General features: G+C 70.5%; 22 protein-coding genes. 12 read left to right on the top strand and 10 right to left on the bottom strand.

Annotated features, from left to right (window positions below; all coding sequences use genetic code 11):
* The first annotated feature begins 152 nt into the window (after positions 1-152).
* A complete protein-coding gene (locus AB0C28_RS14285; RefSeq protein WP_358074576.1) occupies positions 153-629 on the top strand; it encodes a GntR family transcriptional regulator in 477 nt (158 codons plus the stop codon).
* 41 nt (positions 630-670) lie between these two features.
* Positions 671-1,177, top strand: a complete 507-nt coding sequence (locus AB0C28_RS14280; protein WP_358074573.1) for a winged helix-turn-helix domain-containing protein — start codon at positions 671-673, stop codon at positions 1,175-1,177.
* Positions 1,178-1,190: 13 nt separating this feature from the next.
* On the opposite strand, the gene AB0C28_RS14275 is transcribed toward AB0C28_RS14280, so the two are convergent.
* The 6 genes from AB0C28_RS14275 to AB0C28_RS14250 form a co-directional block, all read right to left on the bottom strand.
* Complete coding sequence (locus AB0C28_RS14275) at positions 1,191-2,009, bottom strand: carbohydrate ABC transporter permease (protein WP_357837769.1); 819 nt, start codon at positions 2,007-2,009, stop codon at positions 1,191-1,193.
* Positions 2,006-2,890, bottom strand: coding sequence for a sugar ABC transporter permease (locus AB0C28_RS14270; protein WP_357837772.1), 885 nt, complete (start codon positions 2,888-2,890; stop codon positions 2,006-2,008). The genes AB0C28_RS14275 and AB0C28_RS14270 overlap by 4 nt, the downstream gene beginning before the upstream one ends.
* The gene (locus AB0C28_RS14265; protein WP_357837774.1) at positions 2,891-4,144 is read right to left on the bottom strand and encodes an extracellular solute-binding protein; all 1,254 of its coding nucleotides are present in this window, start codon (positions 4,142-4,144) and stop codon (positions 2,891-2,893) included.
* An 82-nt stretch (positions 4,145-4,226) separates the two neighbouring features.
* On the bottom strand, positions 4,227-5,588 hold the full coding sequence (locus tag AB0C28_RS14260; protein ID WP_357837777.1) for a cellulose binding domain-containing protein: 1,362 nt from the start codon (positions 5,586-5,588) through the stop codon (positions 4,227-4,229).
* Between the two features lie 212 nt (positions 5,589-5,800).
* On the bottom strand, positions 5,801-6,547 hold the full coding sequence (locus AB0C28_RS14255) for an SIS domain-containing protein (RefSeq protein ID WP_357837780.1): 747 nt from the start codon (positions 6,545-6,547) through the stop codon (positions 5,801-5,803).
* Positions 6,544-7,413 carry a MurR/RpiR family transcriptional regulator gene (locus AB0C28_RS14250; protein WP_357837783.1) on the bottom strand — a complete coding sequence of 290 codons (870 nt, stop codon included), beginning with the start codon at positions 7,411-7,413 and terminating at the stop codon, positions 6,544-6,546. The genes AB0C28_RS14255 and AB0C28_RS14250 overlap by 4 nt, the downstream gene beginning before the upstream one ends.
* 60 nt (positions 7,414-7,473) lie before the next feature.
* On the opposite strand from AB0C28_RS14250, the gene AB0C28_RS14245 reads away from it, so the two are divergent.
* Complete coding sequence (locus AB0C28_RS14245) at positions 7,474-8,529, top strand: BadF/BadG/BcrA/BcrD ATPase family protein (RefSeq protein ID WP_358074570.1); 1,056 nt, start codon at positions 7,474-7,476, stop codon at positions 8,527-8,529.
* Between the two features lie 96 nt (positions 8,530-8,625).
* On the opposite strand, the gene AB0C28_RS14240 is transcribed toward AB0C28_RS14245, so the two are convergent.
* Positions 8,626-9,696: an acetyl-CoA acetyltransferase gene (locus AB0C28_RS14240; protein WP_357837788.1), complete on the bottom strand. Its 1,071-nt coding sequence runs from the start codon at positions 9,694-9,696 to the stop codon at positions 8,626-8,628.
* A gap of 320 nt (positions 9,697-10,016) precedes the next feature.
* On the opposite strand from AB0C28_RS14240, the gene AB0C28_RS14235 reads away from it, so the two are divergent.
* Together AB0C28_RS14235 and AB0C28_RS14230 are read left to right on the top strand one after the other, a co-directional pair.
* Complete coding sequence (locus AB0C28_RS14235; RefSeq protein ID WP_357837791.1) at positions 10,017-10,865, top strand: LysR family transcriptional regulator; 849 nt, start codon at positions 10,017-10,019, stop codon at positions 10,863-10,865.
* A gap of 15 nt (positions 10,866-10,880) precedes the next feature.
* Complete coding sequence (locus tag AB0C28_RS14230; protein ID WP_357837794.1) at positions 10,881-11,501, top strand: MerR family transcriptional regulator; 621 nt, start codon at positions 10,881-10,883, stop codon at positions 11,499-11,501.
* An 87-nt stretch (positions 11,502-11,588) separates the two neighbouring features.
* Here AB0C28_RS14230 and AB0C28_RS14225 read toward each other — a convergent pair whose 3' ends face one another.
* On the bottom strand, positions 11,589-12,476 hold the full coding sequence (locus AB0C28_RS14225) for a hypothetical protein (protein WP_358074567.1): 888 nt from the start codon (positions 12,474-12,476) through the stop codon (positions 11,589-11,591).
* A gap of 64 nt (positions 12,477-12,540) precedes the next feature.
* Here AB0C28_RS14225 and AB0C28_RS14220 point away from each other — a divergent pair, with 64 nt between their 5' ends.
* Positions 12,541-12,963, top strand: a complete 423-nt coding sequence (locus AB0C28_RS14220; RefSeq protein ID WP_357837799.1) for a TIGR03668 family PPOX class F420-dependent oxidoreductase — start codon at positions 12,541-12,543, stop codon at positions 12,961-12,963.
* Here AB0C28_RS14220 and AB0C28_RS14215 read toward each other — a convergent pair.
* Positions 12,953-13,627 carry a ThuA domain-containing protein gene (locus AB0C28_RS14215; protein ID WP_358074565.1) on the bottom strand — a complete coding sequence of 225 codons (675 nt, stop codon included), beginning with the start codon at positions 13,625-13,627 and terminating at the stop codon, positions 12,953-12,955. The two genes, AB0C28_RS14220 and AB0C28_RS14215, sit on opposite strands and share 11 nt — an antisense overlap.
* 107 nt (positions 13,628-13,734) lie before the next feature.
* On the opposite strand from AB0C28_RS14215, the gene AB0C28_RS14210 reads away from it, so the two are divergent.
* Positions 13,735-14,496, top strand: a complete 762-nt coding sequence (locus AB0C28_RS14210) for an SDR family oxidoreductase (RefSeq protein ID WP_358074563.1) — start codon at positions 13,735-13,737, stop codon at positions 14,494-14,496.
* A gap of 11 nt (positions 14,497-14,507) precedes the next feature.
* Here AB0C28_RS14210 and AB0C28_RS14205 read toward each other — a convergent pair whose 3' ends face one another.
* The gene (locus AB0C28_RS14205) at positions 14,508-15,077 is read right to left on the bottom strand and encodes a helix-turn-helix domain-containing protein (protein ID WP_357837806.1); all 570 of its coding nucleotides are present in this window, start codon (positions 15,075-15,077) and stop codon (positions 14,508-14,510) included.
* Between the two features lie 87 nt (positions 15,078-15,164).
* Between AB0C28_RS14205 and AB0C28_RS14200 the strand changes: the two genes are divergently transcribed.
* The 5 genes from AB0C28_RS14200 to AB0C28_RS14180 all read left to right on the top strand — a co-directional run bounded on the left by AB0C28_RS14200 (position 15,165) and on the right by AB0C28_RS14180 (position 22,262).
* Positions 15,165-16,814 (top strand): FAD-dependent oxidoreductase, encoded by a 1,650-nt coding sequence (locus AB0C28_RS14200; protein ID WP_357837809.1) that lies wholly within the window; start codon positions 15,165-15,167, stop codon positions 16,812-16,814.
* Complete coding sequence (locus AB0C28_RS14195) at positions 16,811-18,304, top strand: ATP-binding protein (protein WP_358074561.1); 1,494 nt, start codon at positions 16,811-16,813, stop codon at positions 18,302-18,304. Before AB0C28_RS14200 ends, AB0C28_RS14195 begins: the two co-directional genes overlap by 4 nt.
* Positions 18,305-18,380: 76 nt before the next feature.
* Positions 18,381-19,928, top strand: coding sequence for an AbgT family transporter (locus tag AB0C28_RS14190; RefSeq protein ID WP_357837815.1), 1,548 nt, complete (start codon positions 18,381-18,383; stop codon positions 19,926-19,928).
* Positions 19,929-19,947: 19 nt separating this feature from the next.
* Positions 19,948-21,081, top strand: a complete 1,134-nt coding sequence (locus AB0C28_RS14185) for a M20 family metallopeptidase (RefSeq protein ID WP_358074559.1) — start codon at positions 19,948-19,950, stop codon at positions 21,079-21,081.
* A gap of 158 nt (positions 21,082-21,239) precedes the next feature.
* Positions 21,240-22,262: a hypothetical protein gene (locus AB0C28_RS14180; RefSeq protein ID WP_358074557.1), complete on the top strand. Its 1,023-nt coding sequence runs from the start codon at positions 21,240-21,242 to the stop codon at positions 22,260-22,262.
* Positions 22,263-22,291: the final 29 nt, after the last annotated feature.

Here is a 22,291-nt window from a genome sequence, read left to right as displayed (position 1 = left end):
TTACATCCGTCGCCACCCGCCCGCTATGTGAGCCTGCTCTCAGTCGGCAAAGTACGTACGGTCGTCTCTTCTCGTCTGTATGAGCAATGTGCTTTGTCTACCGAGACCGAACGATATGAGAGCTGTCGCCCGGCTTGGCCTATGTTGCTCACGTGCTCGACTATGAAGGGGACACCCACGTCTACATCCAGATCGCCGACATCCTGCGGGAGCGGCTCTCCTCGCTCGCGGCGGGCAGCCCGGCGCCGAGCGAGGCCGAGATCCAGCAGGAGTTCGGGGTCGCCAGGACCACCGCCAGGCGGGCGGTCCACCTCTTGCGCGAAGAGGGGCTCATCTACACCGTCCAAGGGGAGGGCGCCTTCGTCGGCCCGCCCACCGGAGGTCCGCGACAGAAGCGTAAAACCCCGCTTTACCAGCAGATCGCGACAAAGATCAGCAATCAGATCAAGGCCGGGGAAATAGCGCCGCGACGTCCCATCCCCGGCGAATCGGCGCTGCAGAAGCAGCACGGGGTGGCGCGCGAGACCGTCCGCCGGGCCATGGCGCTGCTGCGGGAGCAGGGTTGGATCTACACCGTCGCGCAGCGCGGCAGCTACGTCTCGCCGAAGGAGTCGTGGCCGGAAGACTGACTTCGCCTACCTACCCGTATCGACACGTCTACTCTATGAGCATGCTCGACCGTGATGGCCCGACGCCCCTGTACGTTCAGGTCGCCGAGATGCTCCACGAACGGATCGCCCGCGGCCTGCTGCGCACCGGCGAACCCGTTCCGAGCGAGGCGGCGCTGGAGGCGGAGTTCGGCATCGGGCGCACCACCGCGCGCAACGCGGCCAGGGAGCTGCGCCGGCGCGAGCTCGTCCACACCGTGCCCGGCGAGGGCACGTTCGTCGGGCCGCCCGGCGTGCCGCGGGTCAAGCCCGCGCGCGGCCTGCACGCGCTCATCGCGGCCGACCTGGCCGGCCGGATCAGACGCGGCGAGCTGCGGCCGAACCGGGTGATCCCCAGCCAGAAGATCCTCATGCGGCAGTACGGGGTCGCCGGGGTCACGGCGCGGCGGGCCGTCTCCCGGCTGCGGGAGCAGCGCTGGGTCTTCACCGTGCCCCGGCGCGGCACGTACGTGTCGGACCCGGCCGAATGGCCCGAGGACGCGCCCAGCGCGCCCCTCACCGGGACCTGACCCGGCTCCAAGGTCAGCCCTTGACCGCTCCCGCCGTCATGCCGGTGCCGACCCGGCGTTGCAGGAAGAGGAAGAGCAGCAACGCCGGTAGCGCGAACAGGCTGGCCGCGGCCATCGTGGCGCCCCAGTCCGTGCCGAACACGTCCCTGAACGACGACAGCCACACCGGCAGGGTGCGCTTGTCCTGATCCTTGATGATCAGCACGTTGACGAACGCGAACTCGTTCCACGCCGTGATGAACCCGAACAGTGAGGTCGCCATCAGCCCGGGAGCGAGCAGCGGGAAGACCACCCGCCGGAACGCGGTCATCCGGCTGCAGCCGTCCACCTGCGCCGCCTCCTCCAGCTCCACCGGGATGGCGGCGAGGAACCCGCGCAGCGTCACGATCGTGAACGGAAGCGTGATCATGAAGTACACGCCGGTCAGCATGGCCAGCGAGTCCAGCAGCTCGGTGTCGCGGGCGATGATGAACACCGGCACCAGCAGCGCCTCCCACGGCGCCATCTGCGCCGCGAACACCGCCACCACGAACGCCCCCTTCCCCCGCCACGACATCCTGGTCACCGCGAACGCCGCCAGCAGCGCCACCAGCAGCGCGATCAGCACCGCCCCGACCGTGACGAGCAGGCTGTTGCGCCAGTAGGTCCAGAAGCCCGGCGCGTTCACGGCGGTGACGAAGTGGTCGAGCGTGGGACTGGCGGGCCAGAAGGTCGGGGTCTCCGACTGGATGTCCTTGGTCGGCTTGAACGCGGTCAGGAACATCCAGTAGACCGGGAAGATCGTGGTCACCAGCACGGCGACCGCCGCCGCGTTGAGCATGAACCGCTTCACGAGCGCACCATCCGACGCAGATTGCTGATCAGGGCGACGGCGAGGATGAGCACCGTCAGCATGGCCACCGCGGACCCGAGGTCGTAGCGGTGCAGGACACGGGCGATCTTGAACGCGTAGACGGGCAGAGTGGTCGTGGCGCCGTCGGGGCCGCCCTGGCTGAGCACCCAGATCTGGGGGAAGCACTTGGCCACCCAGATCACCTCAAGCGCGGCGATCAACGCGAAGAGCTGCCTGAGCATGGGGAAGGTGACCTTCCAGAACACCTGCCAGCCGGTGCCGCCGTCGATCCTGGCCGACTCGAACAGCTCCACCGGGATCGTGGTGAGCCCGGCGTACAGGGTGAGCGCGGCGAACGGAACCGACTGCCACACGACGAGGATGACGAGCACGGCGAACGTGGCCGTGCCGTCGGCGAACCAGGCGTAGCCCTGAAACTGGTCGAGGCCGAGCGTGACCAGCACCCAGTTGACCACGCCCAGCTCCGACTGGAACAGCCACTGGAAGACCGTGGTGGCCGCGATGATCGGCGTGGCCCAGGCCAGCGCCAGCGCGCTCATCAGGGCCAGCCGCAGGCCGCGGCGCAGGCGCGGGAGCATGAGGGCGACGCCCGTGCCGAGGCCCACGATGAGCACCACGTTGATCGCGGTCCACACGACCGTGCGCAGCAGCACCTGCCAGAACTCGGCGCCGGTCAGCAGCTCCGCGTAGTTCTCCAGGCCGGCGAACGCCGCCCCGCCCTTGATCAGCTCCCCCATGCGGAAGTGCTGGAACGAGATCACCGCCGCCTTGAGCACCGGATAGAGCAGGAGGAAGGCCCCGCCCGCCACCGTGGGCGCGATGAGCAGGTAGGGCCAGAGCGAGCGGTTCCTTGCCGACATTCAGGATCCGCTGTTCAGCGTGGTAGTGATCGTCTCGGACACCTTCCTGCCCTCCGCGGCCGGGTCTCCTCCGGTGAGCACGGCGGTCATGTACTGCTTGATCACCGAGGTCGCCTCGACCGCGGCCCAGTTGGGGGTGTTCGGGGTGGCCCGGCCGTTGGCGGCGCCGACGGCCATGGCTGCGGTGCCCTCGTCGCCCGCGAGCACGCCGGCCAGCGACGTACGGTTCGGCACGAAGCTCATGGCCTTGGCCAGCTCCGTCTGGAACTGCTCCCCCGCCAGCGCCTTGACCACCTCGTACGCCTGCTCCTGCCGCTGGGAGGCGGCCGGGATGATCAGGTCGGAGCCGCCGGTGAAGACCGTGCCCGGCTTGTCGGCCGTCTTGCCCGGAATGGGGAAGAAGCCGATCTTGTCCTTGAGCTTGTCGTCCACCTCCAGGACGCGGGCGGCGATGCCCGGCACGGCGATGATCTGGCCGACCTTGCCCTGCGCGAACACCTCGTGCTGGGGCGGGTTGGCCTCGTCGGCGTCCTTGGGACCCTTGCCGAGGGCCTGGAGGCGCTTGTAGTAGTCCATGCCGGCCAGCGCCTGGGGCGTGTCGAGCGCGCCCCTCCACTTGCCGCCCTCCTGGACCGCCAGGTCGCCGCCCTCGTCCCAGACGAAGCCGGCCAGGGCGTACCAGGTCTGACCGGTCAGATAGATGCCCTGATTGCCACCTTTATTGAGCTTTTCTGTAACTTCTAGCCATTCATCGCGGGTCTTCGGTGGCTCCGCGATGCCGGCCGCCTTGAACAGGTCCTTGTTGTAGACCACGACGCGGTTGGCGGCGTACCAGGGGATGCCGTACTGCTTGCCGTCGATCTTGCCCGGCTGGGCCAGTCCCGGCAGCCAGTCCTCGCCCTTCAGATCCGTCACCTTGGCGCTCAGGTCGCTCACGCCGCCGCTGGCGGAGTACTGGGCGACCTGGGTGTTGCCCACCTCGATCACGTCGGGGGCGTCGGTGCTGGCCAGCGCGGCGGTGACGCGCTCGCCGATGCCGTCCCACGCCTGGATCTGGACGTCCAGGTCGACGCCCTGGTGGGCGGCCTCGTACTCGGTCTCGAACTTCTTCAGCAGCTCCTGCGTGACGCTGCCGTCCATGATCCAGACGGTCAGCTTCACGGGACCCGCGGCCTGCTGCTGCCCGGGCTCCTCGGCGGCTCCGCAGGCGGCCAGCGCGAACACGGCGGCCAGGGCCAGGATGCGGTTTCTCATGGCGATCCTTCGGTGGGGGTGCCCGACGGGAGGTGCCCGCGCCCGCACGGAAGGCGGGCGCGGGACGGTGCCGGGAGGCGGGTCACGGGTTGGGGACGGTGTCCTTGAAGGCGGTGCCGGCCGCGCGCAGGGCGTTGACCCGGCTGGTCACGACCGAGGGCGAGACGACCTCGTTCTTGCTGTGGTAGAGGTAGTCCACCTGCTGCCGGTACGTACGGGTCCCCGAGGCTCCCTGAAGATCGATGAACCACTGGTTGAACATGATCCACATCGGCGTCTCGGGATAGTAGATGTCACCGTGGTCGGCGAAGAGACGGCCGTCCACGTAATACTTCATCCGCCCGCCCGACACCTGGATCACCAGGTCGTGCCAGCCGGCGAAGCTCGTGCGCTCCTCGGTGTGGGTGTTGACCGCCTGCCAGGGCTCGGCCTGGTAGGTCTCCCAGCTGGTGGTGTAGAGGATGTTGCCGGGCTCGCCCCAGCCGCCGTTCGGGAGGTACTCGAAGTCGAGCTCGCCGTAGTCGGGGTCCAGGTTGTAGCGCAGCGGGGTGATGGTGAAGAACGTCTGCACCACGTGCTCGCCGTCGGGGCCGCTGGTGGGGGCGTCGCTGAAGCGCACGCGGGCGGCGTAGGTGCCCTCGCGGAACTTGCGGCTCGACGTGGACAGCTCGGTCTGTACGGTGCCCGCGGCGGTGCCGTTCGTCGAGGAGTCGAGCGTCAGCAGACCGCCGGGGAACGAGACGCCGGAAGGCGACCACGTCGCGCCGGGCACGCCGGGCCCACCTGAGCTGGAGCGGACCGTCCAGCCGCGCTGGGCGAGGCGCGGGTCGCTGGAGTTGTCGTAGGTGAAGTCGTCGAACAGCTCTCCCGCGCCGCCGGGAGGATCGGTCGGGTCGGGATCGGGGTCAGGGTCGGGGTCGGTGCCCGTGGGGTTGCCCCAGGCGAGCTGCCCGTTCACGTAGACGGCGACCTTGTCCCAGTTGGCGTAGGACGTCTGGGAGCCGTAGGAGTAGTCGTCGCTCTGGGTGAACGTCTGCCAGTCCGAGCGGTAGAAGCGCAGCTGCATGTCGCTGGTGTTCTGGCCAGGCGCCAGGCTGCCCGAGGTGAAGCCCACCTCCAGGTACTGGTCGTTGCCCTGCTGGCGGACGAACTGACCGGTGATCGCGGCGCAGCCGATCACGGCCCAGGAGCAGGCGAACCGGTAGGTCTCGGCGCCGGTGAGGTAGTAGCGGATCTTGACCTGGTTGAGCGGGATCGTGGTGGTGCCGTCGTTGTGCAGGCGCAGCCAGGGCTCGGCCTGGGCGGTGGTGGCGCCGGGCGCGCTGGTGCGGTACTGCAGGCGGACCGCCTGGGCGGCGGCGGCCGGGGTGGCGACCAGGGTGGCGCCGACCAGGATGGAGGAGAGTCCTAAGGACAGCAGAAGTTTTCCGAAATTTCGGGACATGGGCGGGGTTCTCCCTTGTGGTTTGTACGGCCCCCGAATTTCGTGCATGCCGAGCAGAGGTGTTGTCGTGCTGAGGAGATGACGGGAAGAGGTGGTGACGGTGGGGGGTGACGGTGGGGGGTGACGGTGGGGGGTAACGGTGGGGGGTAACGGAGAGAGGCGGTGGCCAGGCGAGGCCAGGCGAGGCCAGGCGAGGCCAGGCGAGGAAGGCGTCAGGCGCCGCGGCGGATGCGGCCCGCGTACCGCGCCTCCAGGCCGAGGTTGTGCGCGTCGCCTTCAGGGACGTTGGCCGACAGGTAGACGGGCGGCACCTCGCCGGCTTCGAGCAGGTTCCGTACGGTTCGGGTGACGACCAGCTGGGCCAGCAGGGCGGAGGTGATGGTGGAGACGGCTCCGGTCGCGCCTCCACCGGGGAGGGGCAGGACGGCGTCGCCGTACGGGGCGTGGTTGTCCAGGACGACGTCCGCCAGGTCGGTGAGCTTGCGGCCCGAGGGGTGACGGGACGTGGAGGCTTCGCCGTGGGCGCGCGAGGTGATCGCGATCAGGTCGTGACCGCGTTCCTTGACGAGGCCGGCGAGCTCGACGACGACGCCGTTCACGCCGGAGTTGGAGATGATCACGAACAGGTCGTGCGGCTGGACGGGGGCCAGGTCGAGGATGGTGCGGGCGATCGAGGGGTCGCGTTCGAGGTCGTAGCGGTCGAGCTCGGAACGGGGGGCGTCGCCGTACAGGACGATGTCGCGCAGGGCGAGGCGGTTGGTCGGGACGAGCCCGCCGGCCCGGCCGGCGATCTCCATGGCGACGGCCTCGGAGTGGCCCGAGCCGAACGCCTGGATGATGCCGCCCGCGGTGAGCGACTTGGTGAAGAGGTCGGCGGCACGGGTGATCTCCGGATCTTCCGGGATCGTCCGTACGAGGTGAGCGATGTGCTCGACGAACTCTTGCGGTTCTAGCGTCATATATCCCCTTCTGGTAGGCGGTGTCCCGCCACGGCGCGGACGGTGACGTCGAACGCCTGCTTCGTCCGCTCATACGTCTGCTGAGCCACCGACACGTACACGACGTCGAGCACCAGCAGCTGCGAATGGATCGCGGCGAACCCCTCGGAGCGGAAGCTCGTCGCCCTGCTGGCCGTGGTCAGCACCAGCTCGGCCACCTCCGCGAGCGGCGATCTCGGCTGCGAGGTGACCGCCACGGTGATCGCGCCGTGGCTGCCCGCCTCCGCGAGCACCTCGATCACCTCGCGGGTCCTGCCGCTGTGGGAGATCCCGATCGCCACGTCGCCCTGGCCGAGCAGCGCCGCGTCGGTGAGCGCGCTGTGCGCGTCGGACCTGCTCCACGTCGGCACCCGCATGCGCTGCAGCCGGTACTCCATCTCGCTGGCCACGGCCGCGCTGCTCGACACCCCGAACAGCAGCACTCGCCCCGCCCTGGCCACGGCCTGCGCGGCCTTCTCGACCACGGCCAGGTCGAGCTGGTCGCGGGTCTCCTGGATCAGGCGGATGTCGTTGCCGGACACGACGCCCAGCACGCGTTCGAGGCTGTCGTCGGGCAGGATCTCCTGGCCGATGTCGGTCTCCCAGGTCTGCTGCGCCACCCGGCCGGTCTCGGTGGCCAGGGCCACCCGCAGCTCGGCGTAGCCCGCGAAGCCGAGGGCTCGGCAGTAGCGGGTGATGGTGGCGGTGGACGTCCCGCTCCGCTCGGCCAGCTCGACGATGGTCAGCCGGGCCGCCTCGGCGGGCGCGCCGAGAACGGCGTCGGCGACCTTGCGCAGGGCCTCCGGCATGTCGTGCTGTTCGGCCCTGATCCGGTTGAGGAGTTCCACGGGCCGATAATTATGCTCATACAGTGGCGTCGTCAAGGCTTATCGGCAATAATTTTTGACATGCGACTGGTGCTGGGCGTCGACGCCGGGGGCACGTCCTCCCGCGCGGCACTGTTCACAATAGAGGGCGCGCCGGTGGCGCGCGGCCATTCGGGCGGGGCCAACCCGGGGACTCTGGGGCTGGACCAGGCGTCCGCCAACCTGACCACCGCCGTCGGCGCCGCCCTGGTCGGGGTCGCTCCGTCGCAGGTGGAGGCCGTCGTCTTGGGGCTGGCGGGCCATCCGGAGTCGTGCGCGAAACTGGTGGAACGGGTCGTCGGCGACCTCCTGCCCGGCACCCTCGCCCAGGCCGTGGGCGACATCGTGACCGCGTTCGCGGCGGGCACGGCGGAGGACTCGGGAACGGTACTTATCTCGGGCACTGGGGCAATCGCGGCAAAAATTACCAACCACTGCGCCTCCGCGACCGCCGACGGGTACGGCTGGCAACTCGGGGACGAGGGCTCCGCCTTCTGGCTCGGCCGCGCCGCCGCCCGCGCCACCATCCGCGCTCTGAACACGACGGCCGCCCCGGCGAGCGACCCTCCGGTCACCGGGGCGACCGCGAACAGCACTGCGGAGGCCGGGGCGGCGGGTTGCGCGGCGTCCGGTGGCGGGCTCATGGAGATGGTCGTCCGGCACCTGGTGCCCGAGGGGCTGGGCGAGGATCCGGTGTCGCAACTCGCGGCGGCGGTGTACGCCCGCCCACCGCTCGCGCTGGCCGAACTGGCCCCGCTGGTGAGCCGGGCGGCGAGCGACGGCGACCCCCCGGCCCTCTCCATCGTCGCCGCAGCGGCCTCCCGGCTGGCCAGAACCGTGGCCGAGGTGTACGAACCCGGCCTGCCGATCGTCCTGGCCGGCAGCGTACTCACCACGGATGGCCCGATCCGCGAGGCGGTGCGACAGGCCATCCGGGAGACGGTCGGGGCAACGCCCGAAGCCACCGTGCCGGATGGAGCGGGACTGGTCGTGGCGGGTGATGTGGCGGGGGCGGCGGCCTGGCTGGCCGCGCGTCCGTTCCTCAGCCGGAGGGAGTCGCGAACCCGCCACCCGCGCTTCGTCCACCCCTCCGGCTGAGGCGTCCACGGGTGGTCCCCATGGTTGATCTCCTTGCGTTCGGGATCGGGACATCCCGTACATGTCTCGCCGAGCCTCAGCATTTCCCAGGAAATCTCAACTGGTGAGCAGGGCCGCGCTTCCGTAGCTGCCGCCGAACCCCGTCACCAGCGCCACCTCGCGCCCGGCCCGCAGCTCGCGCACGGCCTGGGCCACGTTGTTCAGCCCGTGCACATAACCCTCCGAGAGCAGCCCGCCGTGCGGGTTCACCCAGGCGTGCCGGCGCTCCAGCAGGTACGGTCCCAGCTCCCCGCGCCCGGCCAGCCCGAAGTCCTCCAGTTGCCTGGGCACGAGCCACGAGTAGGCGTCGTAGAGCAGCGCCGTGTCCACGTCGGACGGCCGCAGCCCGGACGCTTCCCAGAGCATGGGCGCCACGTACGCGGAGAAGACGGCGGTGACGTCCGGCGCGCGGTCCATCGAGGAGCAGCCCGGCCCGCCGCCGCGCACCACCGCCCGCACGCGCGGCCCGTCGAGCACGCCGCTGACCAGCAGGGCGCAGGCTCCGTCGGTCTCCTGGCAGCAGTCCGCCGTGCGTAAGGGGGTGCACACGTACGGCCTGGACAGGTAGTCGGAGAGGGTCAGCGGCTCGCGGCGCAGCGCGCGGGGGTTGGTGCCGGCGTTCTCCCTGGACTGGGCGACGACGGCGTGCAGGTGCTCGGCCGTGAGCCCGGTGTCGTGCAGGTAGCGGGTGGCGGCCAGGGCGAACATCGGGATGGGCCCGGCGAGCCCGTACGTGAAGCGCTCCTGCGGGCCGGTGGAGACGGCGTTCATGCGCCGGCCCGAGCGCCCGTTGAGCGCCCGGTAGACGAGGACGTTCCTGGCCAGCCCCGCGTGGATGAGCATGGCCGCGTCGCCCAGGATCGACGCCGCCTGCGTGCCGCCGCCGGCGATGTCGTTGTGCCAGCCGAGCCGCTCGATCCCGAGGGCCCTGGCGACCTGGACGACGGGGGCGGAGTCGTTCATGTGGTAGCTGAGCACGCAGTCCACCTCGCGCGGGGCGAGGCCGGCGTCGGCGCAGGCCGCCCGGCCCGCCTCGGCCGCCAGCTCCAGCTCGGTACGCCCGGAGTTCCTGGTCAGGGGCGTCATCCCGATCCCGGCCACGGCCGCCCGGCCCGCGAACGGCTGCATGCCACCTCCTCCGGGCCCGTACGGGCGTTCTGCCACCACGCTAACCGGCCCGCGTCGGCCTGCACAAGCGCTTGTTCAACTGACTAAATACCTTCGATTCCGCGATTCCGGACGGCCGTAACCACGACTTCTCCCGCCCTCGGTCGCCTCCGGAGCACCTCAACAAAGGCCACAGACCCGGTCCCACCAGCACGTTTCACCATTTTGACCGGAAATATCACCATTCGAAGGTAACTGGAACCTTCACGGGACCTACCGCCTCTTGTAATACGGAGGTGTGATCTACCGATAGCCCATCATCATCAGGCCGAGGTGGGGCGATGGATCTACGCTATGTCCGGTACGCCATGGCGATCGCGCGCGCGGGCAGCCTGCGCCGGGCCGCCGCCGCGCTGCACATCGCACAGCCGACGCTGTCGGAGCAGTTGCGGGCGCTGGAGAAGGAGATCGGCGTCGAGCTGTTCAGCCGGTCGTCGAGCGGGGTGCAGCTCACCGAGGCAGGCGAGGCGTTCCTGGCCCAGGCCACCGTGGCGGTGGACGCCTTCGAGCGCGCCGTGGCCGCGGCCAGGAGCAAGGGCGAGACCGCCCGCCTGGGCGTGGCCGACGGGCTGGCCGACGTGGTGGCCCGCCTGCTGTCACAGGTGCACGGCGGCCGCCTTCGGGTGGCCCCCATGGGAACGGCCGAGCAGATCGTCTCGATCGCCGACGGCACCCTTCAGGCGGGACTCGGGTACGCGCCCGGCTCGCTGCCCAGGGGCGTGGCCCGCATGCTCATCAACCGCTTCCCCGTGCACGCGCTGCTGCACAGGGAGCACCACCTGGCCAAGCACGAGGCGGTGTCGCTGGCCGACCTGGCCGCCGAGCCGCTCGTCATGCCGGAATCCGACGCGGTGGCAGGAGCGCGCAGGTTCCTTGAGGGGTTCGTCCGCCATCGCCTCCACCCCCGCCTGGGCCCGTCGGCGGCCACCCACGACCTGGTCATCACCATGGTGCGGGAGGGCGCCGGCTACGCGCTGTGCGTACGCGAAGGCACCACAATTCCCGACACGCTAGTCTTTATCCCTATAAAAGAGGACGTTCCGCCACTTGAGGTGGTCTTCCTCTGGAACCGCCAGTCGGAGGTGCAGGAGCTGGTGAGCGCGGCTCGGCACCTGGCGCGATCTGGATAGCAGTATTATCTAACGATGCGCATCTCCGAGCTCAGCGCCAAGTCCGGCGTGGCCATCCCGACGATCAAGTACTACCTGCGCGAGGGCATGCTCCACCAGGGCGAGCAGACCGCCGCGACCAGGGCCGAGTACGACGAGACGCACCTGCGCAGGCTGCGCATGATCCGGGCCATGCTGGAGGTCGGCCGGCTGTCGGTGGCCTCGATCAAGAAGGTCATCGAGTCCGTCGAGGACGAGTCGCTGCCCACCCACGAGATGCTGGGCACCGCCCACTACGCGCTCAGCCCCGGCGTCGAGCCCGAGCCGGGCGAGGAGTGGGAGGCCGCCCGCGCCCAGGTGGACGCCCTGGTCGAGGAGCTGGACTGGGACGTCCACCCCGAGGCGCCTCCCCGTGACGAGCTGGCCCAGACGATCATCAGGATGCGCCAGCTCGGCGTGTCGATCGACCTGGGCCCGTACGCCGAGGCCGCGCGCAAGCTCGTCGCCGAGGTGGAGATGAAGACCATCCCGTTCGACGGCCCGCGCGACGCCGCCGTCGAGGCCCTGGTGCTCGGCACGGTCCTGTACGGCCGGGCCTTCGACGCGCTGCGCCGCATGGCCCAGGAGTCGGAGTCGGCCCGCCGCATGACCCGCTGAAGCCCGCCGACCTGACACTGAGCCCCGCCGAACCCGCCTGAGCCGCCTGACTCGCCTGACCCGCTTGAGGCCGGCTGCCCGGTCCGTTCAGAGCAGGCCGTTGGCGCGCAGGATCCGTACCGCGCCGACCGTGACGGCCCCGCGCCATTCGAGCGACCCGGCCGGCGAGAACCGTGCGTAGTCCACCGTCCACCCGCCGTCGTCCTCCTGCTCCCCCGCCAGCCGGACCAGATCGGCCGCGATCACGTCGGGCTCGAACAACTCGCGGACGGGCCGGCCGGGAAGAGGCGCGAAGTCCAGGGGCCGCAGGGACTCGTGCTCGGTGCCGCCCTCGACCGGCACCCTGCCGTCCTCGGGGATGAAGGCGCCGAGCCGCTTGAGCAGGTCGGCCGCGCGGGGCTGGGTGTCGTAGACGGAGTCGAGGAAGTGCAGGGCGAACGAGAGCACGTACGCGTGCGGCATGCCCTCCAGGTCCTGGATCGTGTCGAGGCAGTAGCGGGTGGCCTTCTCCAGCCACGGGTGCGCGGCCACGGCGGGGTCGTGGGCCGCGACGCGGTGCGCGGCAGCCGCCGACACCGCGGTGATCTGCAGCGAGGAGGTTCCGGGGTCGGCGCTCGCCCACCAGGTCGCGGTGGCGGTCGGCACCCTGACCGGCAGCGCGAACGGCAGCCCGCCGTCAGGAAGCGTCATCTCCTCCAGCCAGTCGCACAGCGCCGCGGCGTGCGGCGAGGTGACCGGGGCGACCTCGGCGAACGCCTCGAAGGCGTGCAGGGCGGCGCCGGGCTGGCTCTCGGGGGTGCGCAGGTCGGGCTCCAGGCCCCAGCCGTAGCCGCCGTCCGGGTTGCGGTAGCCGTCCAGCGCCGCGAGGACGCCCTGCGCGCTGCCCTCCCCCATGAACAGGTCGTAGCGGCGGCGGTCGAGGACACGTGCGTGCCCGGCCATGAAGCCGGGGATCGCGGCAAGGTTCACATTCATGCCGTCATCGTGCCCAGATCGCCGCCGCCCGGTCTTGCACGTTCCGGACACGTACAGTGAGATCATGACCGAGCCGGACCCGGCGGCCTGGCGGGCCAGGTTCGGCGCGCAGCCGGTGGCCCGCCTGGCCAGGATCGCCCGCGACGGGACCCCGCGCGTGGTGCCCGTCACGTTCGCGCTGATGGGCGAGCACGTGGTCACGGCCGTCGACCACAAGCCGAAGACGACCACGAACCTCGCGCGGCTGCGCGACATCGCCGCGAACCCCGCCGTCAGCCTGCTCGCCGACCACTACGAGGACGACTGGACGCGCCTGTGGTGGGTGCGCGCCGACGGCCGCGCCTCGATCATGGCGGACGGCGAGCCCAGGGAGCGGGCGCTCGACGCGCTGGCGGCCAAGTACGCCCAGTACCGCGAGCGCCGCCCCGAGGGGCCCGTCATCCTCGTCGAGGTGAGCCGGTGGCGTGGCTGGTCGGCTAGTCCATGATCGTCACCGGCCGCTTCAGCAGCCACATCGCGGCCCGCTGCAACATCGTCCGGTGGATCTCGTTGTCGTACGACCTCGTGTCGTGCCCCAGCGCGTCGTAGAACACCCGGCCCCTGCGCACCGGCCGGGCCCAGACCAGCGGCTGGCCGCTGGCCGAGGCCAGCGGCTCGACGTCGGGCAGCACGTCGAGGTCGCTGTAGACCTCGTCCACCACGTCGAAGTCGCGCAGCCCCTCCACCACCGGATGCGTGCCGTGCACGCGCACGCCCGTCCAGCCCAGCGGCGGATGGTGCGACTTCGGCCACGTCCATGAGCCGCCCAGCACGCGCGGCCAGCCCTGCCAGTCGTCGAAGCAGATCGACGCCGAGTGCATGCACAGCAGCCCGCCACCCCGGTCGAGGTGGTCGAGCAGGGTCGTGCGCGCCTGCGCGGGTAAGGCGAAGCGCCACTCGTCGCGCAGGTCGGCGAAGCGGTCCTGGTCCATCTGCCAGCGCAACGCGTTGACCGTGATGAGCTGGACCTCGGACGGCTCGCTCAGCGCGCCCGCGATGTCCTCGGTGATCTCCGACTCGATCCCCACCTCTGCCAGCACGTCGGCCAGCGCGGCCGAGGTGGCGGCGAAGTCGTGGAACAGGCCTCCTGACAGGATCAGATTTCTCGCCACTTGCCAAGCTCATCACGGTTACCGCGGCATTTCCACCCGTGGGCCGACAAGCGGGCACACGTGTGCCTGGCCCGGATCCGCGGCGCACACGATCTATAGTCGCCCCTATGGATCTCGGCATCTCGGGCAAGGTCGCCCTCGTCACCGGTGGCAGCGCGGGTCTCGGACTCGCCGCGGCCAAGAGCCTCGCGCGTGAGGGCTGCGACGTCTGTGTCAGCGCCCGTGACCCGGAGAAGCTCGCCGACGCGGTCGTGGAGCTGCAGGAGTTCGGCAAGGTCGTGCACGCCGTGCTGGCCGACGTGGAGGATCCGGCCGCCGCCAGGCGGGTGGTGGAGGAGACGCGCGAGGTGCTCGGCCCGATCGACATCCTCGTCGCCAACGCGGGCGGGCCGCCCGCAGGGCGCTTCGACGAGGTGGGGATGGACGGCTGGGACGTGGCCGTCCAGCGCAATCTGCTCGGCACCGTACGGCTGGCGCACGCGGTGCTGCCGGAGATGCGTTCGCGCGGCTGGGGGCGGATCGTCACGATCACCGGGCGGGCGGCCCGCGAGGCGCTCGATGGGCTGGCCCTGTCGAACGCTCTGCGCCCTGCCGTGGCCGGCCTCGTACGCACGCTGGCCCGTGAGGTGGGCCGCGACGGCGTGCTGGTCAACAACGTGATGCCAGGCCCCATCGAGACCGAGCGGCTGCGCGCCCTGGCCGGCGACGACGACGCGCTGCGTCAGCGCGGCGAGCAGGTGCCGGTCGGGCGCGTCGGGCGGCCTGAGGAGATCGGGGACGTGGTGGCGTTCCTGGCCAGTGACAGGGCCTCGTTCGTGAACGGGGTCTCGCTCCTGGTGGACGGCGGCGAAGCCCACGTCATCGCCTGATGGCGAGGGAGTTACCTGACGAGCGTGGCGACGATCGTGGCCGCCCAGGTCTGGTCGTCGTCGGGCAGGTCCACGAAGTTCGCCAGGTTGGCCCGGTGGAAGCAGGCCCCCATCAGCATCGACGCGGCGGCCCCCGCGTCGACGGCCGCGTCGATCCGCCCGGCCCGCTGCTCGGCCCGCAGGATCTCGGCCAGCGCCTCGATCGGCACGTGCGGGCCCGAGCCGGCCTCGGCCAGCATCTTCCTGAACCCGGTCAGCAGCGGCGGATCGGCCAGCACGCCCCCGGCGATGGCCGCCGCCCTGGTGTAGAACTCCAGGGCCATCGCCGTGAACGCGGTCAGGTTGGCGCTCACGTCGCCCTCCCCCACGCTCAGCCGCAGCCGCGACAGGGCGGGGCCGAGCGCGGGCATCCGTTCCAGCAGCACGGCCAGGAAGAGCTCCTCTTTGCTGGCGAAGTGCTTGTAGAGCAGCGCCTCGGAGCAGCCGGCCTGGCCGGCGACGCGCCGGGTGGTGGCTCCCGCGATGCCGAACTCGTGAATCGCCTGCTCAGCGGCGTCGATGATGCGGTCGCGTGTGCCCATCCGCCCATGATATGAGCGCGTGCTCACCCATACCGGCGTACATGACATCCTTCAACTGAGGGAGACCACGGAAAGGGCGTACGGGAGATGGACAAGCCGGTCATCGTGACGGTGGACGACGACCCAGGCGTCTCGCGGGCGGTCGCCCGTGATCTGAGACGCCGCTACGGGCAGGAATACCGCATCGTCCGCGCGGAAACGGCCAGAGACGGTATCGACGCGGTGAAGGAGATGCGGCTGCGGGGTGACGAGGTGGCGGCGATCCTGGCCGACTACCGCATGCCGCAGATGAACGGGGTGCAGTTCCTGGAGGCCGCCATGGATCTGTACCCGTATGCGCGCCGGGTGCTGCTGACCGCCTATGCCGACACCGACGCGGCGATCCAGGCAATCAACGTGGTGGATTTGGACCATTATTTGCTCAAACCTTGGGACCCGCCCGAGGAGAAGTTCTATCCGGTGATCGACGGCCAGCTCGACGCCTGGTTGCGTACCGACCGGGTCGAGCGGACCGAACTGCGGGTGGTGGGCGACCGGTGGTCGGCGCAGTCGTACAAGGTGCGTGACTTCCTGGCCCGCAACCACGTCCCGTACCAGTGGCTGCTCGCCGAGGACCCGGACGGCGCGCAGCTGGTGAAGGCGGCCGGCGAGGGCTGTCACCTGCCGCTGGTGGTGACCTCCGACGGCGAGACGCTGGAGTCGCCCGACCAGGCCACGCTGGCCGCGGCGGTGGGGCTGTCCACGACGCCGGCCACCGACTTCTACGACCTGATCGTGGTGGGCGGCGGCCCTGCCGGGCTCGGCGCCGCCGTTTACGGAGCCTCGGAGGGGCTCAACACCGTGCTGGTGGAGGCGTACTCCTCGGGCGGGCAGGCAGGCCAGAGCTCCAGGATCGAGAACTACCTGGGCTTCCCCGACGGCGTCTCCGGCCAGCAGCTGGCCGACCGGGCCCGCAGGCAGGCGCAGAAGTTCGGGGCCGAGCTGCTGACCGCGCGCAAGGTGATCAGCCTGGAGCCGCGCGGGCAGGCGCGCGTGGTCGGGTTCAAGGACGGCGGCGAGATCGCGGCGCACGCGGTGATCCTGGCCACCGGCGTGACCTATCGGCGGCTGGAGGCGCCCGGCCTCGACGAGTTCGTCGGCCGGGGCGTCTTCTACGGCGCCGCGCTGACCGAGGCGCCCGCGTGCAAGGACACCGAGGTGTTCATCGTGGGAGCGGCCAACTCGGCGGGTCAGGCCGCGGTCTACCTGTCGGGATTCGCGAGCAAGGTTCATTTGTTGGTGAGGAGTGATGGATTGGAGAAGTCCATGTCTCACTACCTCATCGAGCAGATCGCCGCGATCCCCAACATCGAGGTGCACTGTGAGACCCAGGTCGCCGGCGGCGCCGGCGGCGGCCACCTGGAGCGGCTGACGCTGTCCACCAGGGGCGAGCAGCGCACGGTGGACGCGCAGTGGCTGTTCGTCTTCATCGGGGCCGAGCCGTACACGTCCTGGCTGGGCGAGACGGTCGAGCGCGACGCGCGCGGCTTCGTGCTGACGGGCCCCGACCTGGTGCAGGGAGGGCGGCGGCCGCGCAACTGGCCGCTGCGTCGTGAGCCGTACTACCTGGAGACCAACGTGCCAGGAGTGCTGGCCGCCGGCGACGTGCGCGCCGAGTCGATCAAGCGGGTGGCCTCCGCCGTCGGAGAAGGCGCGATGGCCGTCGCGCTCGTGCACCGTTATTTGGAGAAGCAGTGAGCGAGACCGAGTACGCCTGCGGCGCCGAGACCGGCCCCGGATCCAGCACCGTGCCCAACACCGTGCCCAACATCGACATCGACGAGCTGCGCAAGCTGTTCCTGTTCGAACGGCTGACCGACGACCAGCTCACCAAGCTCGCGATCAGCGGCCGGGTGCAGACCTACGCCCAGGACGAGGACGTGCTGCGGCAGGGCGAGCCGGCCGAGTGCTTCGCGGTGCTGCTCGGCGGCGAGATCCAGATGATCAGCGAGACGGTCAGCGCCGGGACCGTCGCGATGCCGCGCACCTCCCAGCCGGGCGTCTACGGCGGCGCCACCGCGGCCTACCTGGGCGACCGGGCGCCGCAGACCTACCAGCACACGCTGCGCGCCACCGCGCCGTCGCGCATCTTCATGCTGCCGGCCAAGAAGTTCGCCTACATCGTGGCCGAGTGGTTCCCGATGGCGATGCACCTGCTCGACGGGCTGATGTCCGGCGGGCGGATGCAGCGGGAGATCATCGACCGGCGGCAGCGGCTGACCGCGCTCGGCACGATCACCGCCGGGCTCACGCACGAGCTGAACAACCCGGCCGCGGCGGCCGTGCGCGCGGTGAGCGAGCTGCGTACGCTGATCAAGAACTCGCGCATGCAACTGGCCGGGCTGGCCGAGGCCGGCATCGCGCCCGACAAGCTGCGCGCGCTGATCGAGGCGCAGGAGGCGTGCACGAGCAACCTGGGCAACCAGCCGCAGCGCTCGCCGATGGAGATCTCCGACGCCGAGGACGAGCTCGGCGAGGCGCTGGAGGAGCTGGGCGTCGAGGACGCGTGGGAGCTGACCCCGGCGCTCGTCACCGCCGGCTTCAGCAACGCCTATCTGCAGAAGATCCGCGCCAAGGTGGGCGAGGAGCACACCCCGTCCGCGCTGCACTGGCTGGCCGAGGCCATCGAGATCTCGCAGATGCTCAACGAGGTGACCGAGGCGACCGAGCGCATCACCACGCTCATCCGCTCGGCCAAGCAGTACTCCCAGATGGACCGGGCGCCGTTCCAGCAGGTGGACGTGCACGAGCTGCTCGACAGCACCATCGCGATCTTCCGCGGCAAGATCCCGCCCGGCATCAGCGTGGTCACCGACTACGACCGCACGCTGCCCGAGCTCCCCTGCTACGCGGGCGAGCTCAACCAGGTCTGGACCAACCTCATCCACAACGCCCTCGACGCGATGGGCGAGGAGGGCACGCTCACCATCCGCACCGCCCACGACGAGGACGAGGCGATCGTCGAGATCGGCGACACCGGTCACGGCGTCGAGGAGGCGATCAAGGACCGGATCTTCGAGCCGTTCTTCACCACCAAGACCGTGGGCGAGGGCACGGGGCTCGGCCTCGACATCTCCTACCGCATCGTGGCCGGTCGGCACGGCGGTGAGATCAAGGTCCGCTCGGTGCCGGGTGACACCTGGTTCGAGGTACGACTGCCGCTGCGGGAGGCCGCCAACACTGACTGATTCTCGACTCCGACTTGTCAGAACGCTTACTGACCGCATGTAATGGGTGACCGAAATGCGGGAAGGAGGCGGGCCGGTGGGCACGTCGGAGGCGGTCGCGGGTTCGCGTGGCCTGAGTTCGCTCCTCAAGGTGCTGGGCGGCATCGAACGCCTGGGCAACCGGTTGCCCCACCCGTTCTGGCTCTTCGTCATCCTGAGCGCGCTGCTCGCCCTGGTGAGCTGGGGGCTGGCGGCGGCCGGGGTCTCGGCCGTCAACCCGGCGTCGGGCAAGACCGTCGCGGCTCGCAACCTGCTGTCCGCCGAGGGCGTGCGGATGATGGTCGGCGACGCGATCGAGAACTACACCTCGTTCCCGCCGCTCGGCACGATCCTCGTCGTCATGCTCGGCGTCGCGGTGGCCGAGCGGTCGGGGCTGCTGGCGGCGGTGCTGCGCGGCGGGGTGTCGAAGGTGTCGCCGAAGTGGGTGACGTTCGCGCTGGCGTTCACCGGGATGGTCGCCCACGTGGCCACCGACGCCGCTTACGTGGTGCTCATCCCGCTCGGCGCGCTCGCCTTCCGCGCCGTGGGCCGCAGCCCGATCCTGGGCATCGTGGTGGCGTTCGTGTCGATCTCGGCGGGCTACGACGCGAGCCCGCTCGTCACGCCGGTGGACGCGATCCTGTCCGGGCTGACCACGGCCGCCGCCCACACCGTCGATCCGGCCTACCTGGTGACGCCGCTGGCCAACTACTACTTCTCCATCGCCTCGTCGCTGCTGCTGGCCGGAGCCATCACGGTGGTGACCGAGCGCATCCTGGCCCGCCGGGTCGAGTCGCTGCCGGTCGATCCCGACGCGGAGGAGGACGACCTCGGCTCGCTGACGCTCAGCCCCCGGGAACGCAAGGGGCTGCGCAACGCGCTGATCACGCTCGTGCTGTTCCTGGCCGCGACCGTGGCGGCCGTCCTGCCGGCCGGCTCACCGCTGCGCGGCGAGGGCGGCAGCATCGTGCAGTCGCCGCTGCTCACCTCGATCGCCGTCTTCCTCGGCCTGGCCTTCCTGGCCGTCGGCTGGGCCTACGGCCGGGCCGCGGGCACCGTCACCGGCAGCAGGGACATCCCGGGCTTCATGGCCCACGGGCTGCGCGAGATGGCGCCCATCCTGGTGCTGTTCTTCGCGATCTCGCAGTTCCTCGCGTACTTCAAGTGGACCGGCATCGGCGAGATCATCGCCGTCAACGGGGCCGGCCTGCTGCGTACGGCCGGGGTGAGCGGGCCGGTCGTCTTCCTCGGCATCCTGCTCGTGGTCACCCTGATCAACCTGGTGGTGACCAGCGGCTCGGCCCAGTGGGCGCTGGTCGGGCCGGTGTTCGTGCCGATGCTGATGCTGCTCGACATCCCGCCCGAGTACACCCAGGCCCTCTACCGCATCGCCGACTCGTGCACCAACGCGATCACGCCGATGAGCCCGTACTTCGTGATGGCGCTCGGCTTCCTGCAGCGTTACCGCCGCTCGGCCGGGATCGGCACGCTGGCCTCGATGACGATCCCGCTGGCGTTCACCCTGCTCGTCGTCTGGACGCTGCTGTTCTTCGTGTTCTGGTGGCTCGGCGTCCCGCTCGGCCCTGGAGCGCCCGTTCCCTCCTGACCCCCGCGAAAGGATTCTCGTGCTGATCATCGACTGGACCCGGCAGGCCCTGCCGGCCATGCTCGACGACCTCAGGGCCGTGGTCGAGCTGGAGACCCACAGCTACGACAAGGCCATGCTGGTCAAGGGGCTGCGGGAGATCCGCGCCAGGGCGGTCGGTCACCTCGGCACCCCGGACGACGAGATCCTGCACGAGGGCGGCCGGCACGGCGACATCCTGGAGCTGACCTACCAGGGCACCGCTCCTGGGACGGTGCTCATGCTCAGCCACTACGACACCGTCTGGCCGACCGGCACGCTGAGCGGCTGGCCGTTCGCGGTCGTGGACGGCAAGGCGACCGGTCCTGGCGTCTTCGACATGAAGACCGGGCTCGTGCAGTCCGTCTGGGCACTGCGCGGCCTGCGCGAGCTGGGGCTGCCGCATCCGAGCGTGCGGTTCCTGTTCAACGGCGACGAGGAGATCGGCAGCCCGTCCTCGCGCGAGCACATCGAGGCGGCCAGCGAGGACGCCCTGGCCACGCTGGTGTTCGAGGCGTCCATGGACGGCGCGCTCAAGACGGCGCGCAAGGGCGTGGGGTTGTTCAGCGTGAGCGTCACCGGGATCGAGGCGCACGCCGGGCTGGACCCGTACGCGGGAGCGAGCGCGATCCACGCGCTGGCCGAGATCGTCACCACCCTGGCCGGGGCCGGCTCCCGCGAGCGCGGCACCACCGTCAACGTCGGCCTGATCGGCGGCGGCACCGGCCGCAACGTCGCGGCCGGGCAGGCGACGTGCGGCGTGGACGTCCGGGTGACCGATCCGGCGGAGATGGGCCGCATCGACGACCTCTTCGCCGACCTGCGGGCCTCCGACCCCCGCGTCACCATCTCGGCCACCGGCGAGTGGAACCGCCCGCCGATGACCCCCAACCCCGCCTCGCAGCGGCTGTTCAAGGAGGCCCAGGAGGTGGCGGCCGGGTTCGGCCGGCTGGTGGACGAGGTCGCGGTCGGCGGGGCCAGCGACGGGAACTTCGTCTCGGCGCTCGGGCGCCCGGTGCTCGACGGCATGGGCGCCGTGGGCGACGGGGCGCACGCGCGGCACGAGCATGTGCTGGTGGAGCACATCCCGGAACGTACGGCGCTGACCATGGGGCTGCTCTCGGCTCTGACTTGAGTCGAACATGTGATCTAAAAAACTATAGATCATGAAGCCCGCCCGGGTTACGATCTTGCCGTCCGCCGGGGCCCTGACCTGAGGCCCCCGGGGCGCGGACGCGTCCCATGAACCCGACGGGAGATCCGACTTTGAGGCGTGCACTGATCGCGTTAGGCATGGTCACACTGAGTAGCATCCTTGTCACGCTGCCGGCGCAGGCGGCCGTGGAGGTGGCGACGGTGAAGCTGGCCGACAGCTCCGCGGTGGCGCGGGAGGTCGCGGAGTTCTGGCTGGCCGACGACGGCGCCAACCTGCGGGCCGCCACCCCGTACACCGTGCACACGGAGATGACCGCGGAGCGCTCGACCGCGGAGATCGTCCCCGACGGGAAGCCGGGGGTCGCCGCCCCGGTGGCCCCAGGCGGGGCCGCGGCTCCCGACGGGACCCGGCCCACGCCTTCGGGCAAGGTGTACTTCATCGGCGACGACAACCAGCCCCACTGGTGCACCGGCACGGCCGTGCAGGGGCGGTATCGCAACGTCGTCGCGACCGCAGGGCACTGCGTGTTCGACGTCGAGGCGCCGATGGGCGCGCTCGGCAAGTGGGTGTTCGTCCCCGGCCAGGTCGCCGCCGGGACGGCGCCCTTCGGTCTGTACGTGGGCAAGATGGGCACCGCCCCCTACGCCTTCGACGACGTTCGCGACTACGACCGTGACTACGCCTTCGTCAACGTCTACCAGGGCGTCGTCTCGCCCGCGCCCGGCACGTTCACGAACGTCGGCCGGCTGGTGGATGTCGCCGGCGGGCAGGGTTTCGCGTTCAACCAGCCGGTCGGGCCGCCGGTCGACGTGCTCGGCTTCCCCGCCGGGGCCCATCCCGACGGCAGCCGTCCGTACTCGGGTGCGACGCTCGAACGGTCGGCGGGGGCCACGTTCGCGGCGTCGGTGGGCGTCCCGCGCATGGACCAGCCGGTCGGCGTGGAGTCACCGTTCACCGGTGCAGGGTCGATCGGGTCGGCGTGGCTGAACCGCTATACGGCCGACACCGGTCTCGGCGTCCTGAGCGGCGTGACGATCAGCGTCTCCGACACCGACGGCGACGGCCGGTACGACACCGGGGTGTCGCCGTACTTCGGCAGCGAGGCAGGGCAGGTCTGGAAGATCGCCACCCTGACCTGGACCGGCATCATCACCCGATAACACCCCTCAGCAGCGAAAAGGGGTTGCCT

It is taken from the genome of Nonomuraea sp. NPDC048892 (assembly GCF_040649735.1).
GTDB classification, from domain to species: Bacteria; Actinomycetota; Actinomycetes; order Streptosporangiales; family Streptosporangiaceae; genus Nonomuraea; species Nonomuraea maheshkhaliensis.
The sequence above is the reverse complement of the archived record's forward strand: the minus strand, read 5'-3'. Positions and strand labels throughout refer to the sequence as shown.

Bases quoted from the DNA above. Each gene is read 5' to 3' on its own strand.
- AB0C28_RS14280 (WP_358074573.1), top strand. From the start codon at position 671: ATGCTCGACCGTGATGGCCCGACGCCCCTGTACGTTCAGGTCGCCGAG.
- AB0C28_RS14270 (WP_357837772.1), bottom strand. From the start codon at position 2,890: ATGTCGGCAAGGAACCGCTCGCTCTGGCCCTACCTGCTCATCGCGCCC.
- AB0C28_RS14265 (WP_357837774.1), bottom strand. From the start codon at position 4,144: ATGAGAAACCGCATCCTGGCCCTGGCCGCCGTGTTCGCGCTGGCCGCC.
- AB0C28_RS14260 (WP_357837777.1), bottom strand. From the start codon at position 5,588: ATGTCCCGAAATTTCGGAAAACTTCTGCTGTCCTTAGGACTCTCCTCC.
- AB0C28_RS14255 (WP_357837780.1), bottom strand. From the start codon at position 6,547: ATGACGCTAGAACCGCAAGAGTTCGTCGAGCACATCGCTCACCTCGTA.
- AB0C28_RS14245 (WP_358074570.1), top strand. From the start codon at position 7,474: ATGCGACTGGTGCTGGGCGTCGACGCCGGGGGCACGTCCTCCCGCGCG.
- AB0C28_RS14240 (WP_357837788.1), bottom strand. From the start codon at position 9,696: ATGCAGCCGTTCGCGGGCCGGGCGGCCGTGGCCGGGATCGGGATGACG.
- AB0C28_RS14235 (WP_357837791.1), top strand. From the start codon at position 10,017: ATGGATCTACGCTATGTCCGGTACGCCATGGCGATCGCGCGCGCGGGC.
- AB0C28_RS14230 (WP_357837794.1), top strand. From the start codon at position 10,881: ATGCGCATCTCCGAGCTCAGCGCCAAGTCCGGCGTGGCCATCCCGACG.
- AB0C28_RS14225 (WP_358074567.1), bottom strand. From the start codon at position 12,476: ATGAATGTGAACCTTGCCGCGATCCCCGGCTTCATGGCCGGGCACGCA.
- AB0C28_RS14220 (WP_357837799.1), top strand. From the start codon at position 12,541: ATGACCGAGCCGGACCCGGCGGCCTGGCGGGCCAGGTTCGGCGCGCAG.
- AB0C28_RS14210 (WP_358074563.1), top strand. From the start codon at position 13,735: ATGGATCTCGGCATCTCGGGCAAGGTCGCCCTCGTCACCGGTGGCAGC.
- AB0C28_RS14205 (WP_357837806.1), bottom strand. From the start codon at position 15,077: ATGGGCACACGCGACCGCATCATCGACGCCGCTGAGCAGGCGATTCAC.
- AB0C28_RS14200 (WP_357837809.1), top strand. From the start codon at position 15,165: ATGGACAAGCCGGTCATCGTGACGGTGGACGACGACCCAGGCGTCTCG.
- AB0C28_RS14180 (WP_358074557.1), top strand. From the start codon at position 21,240: ATGGTCACACTGAGTAGCATCCTTGTCACGCTGCCGGCGCAGGCGGCC.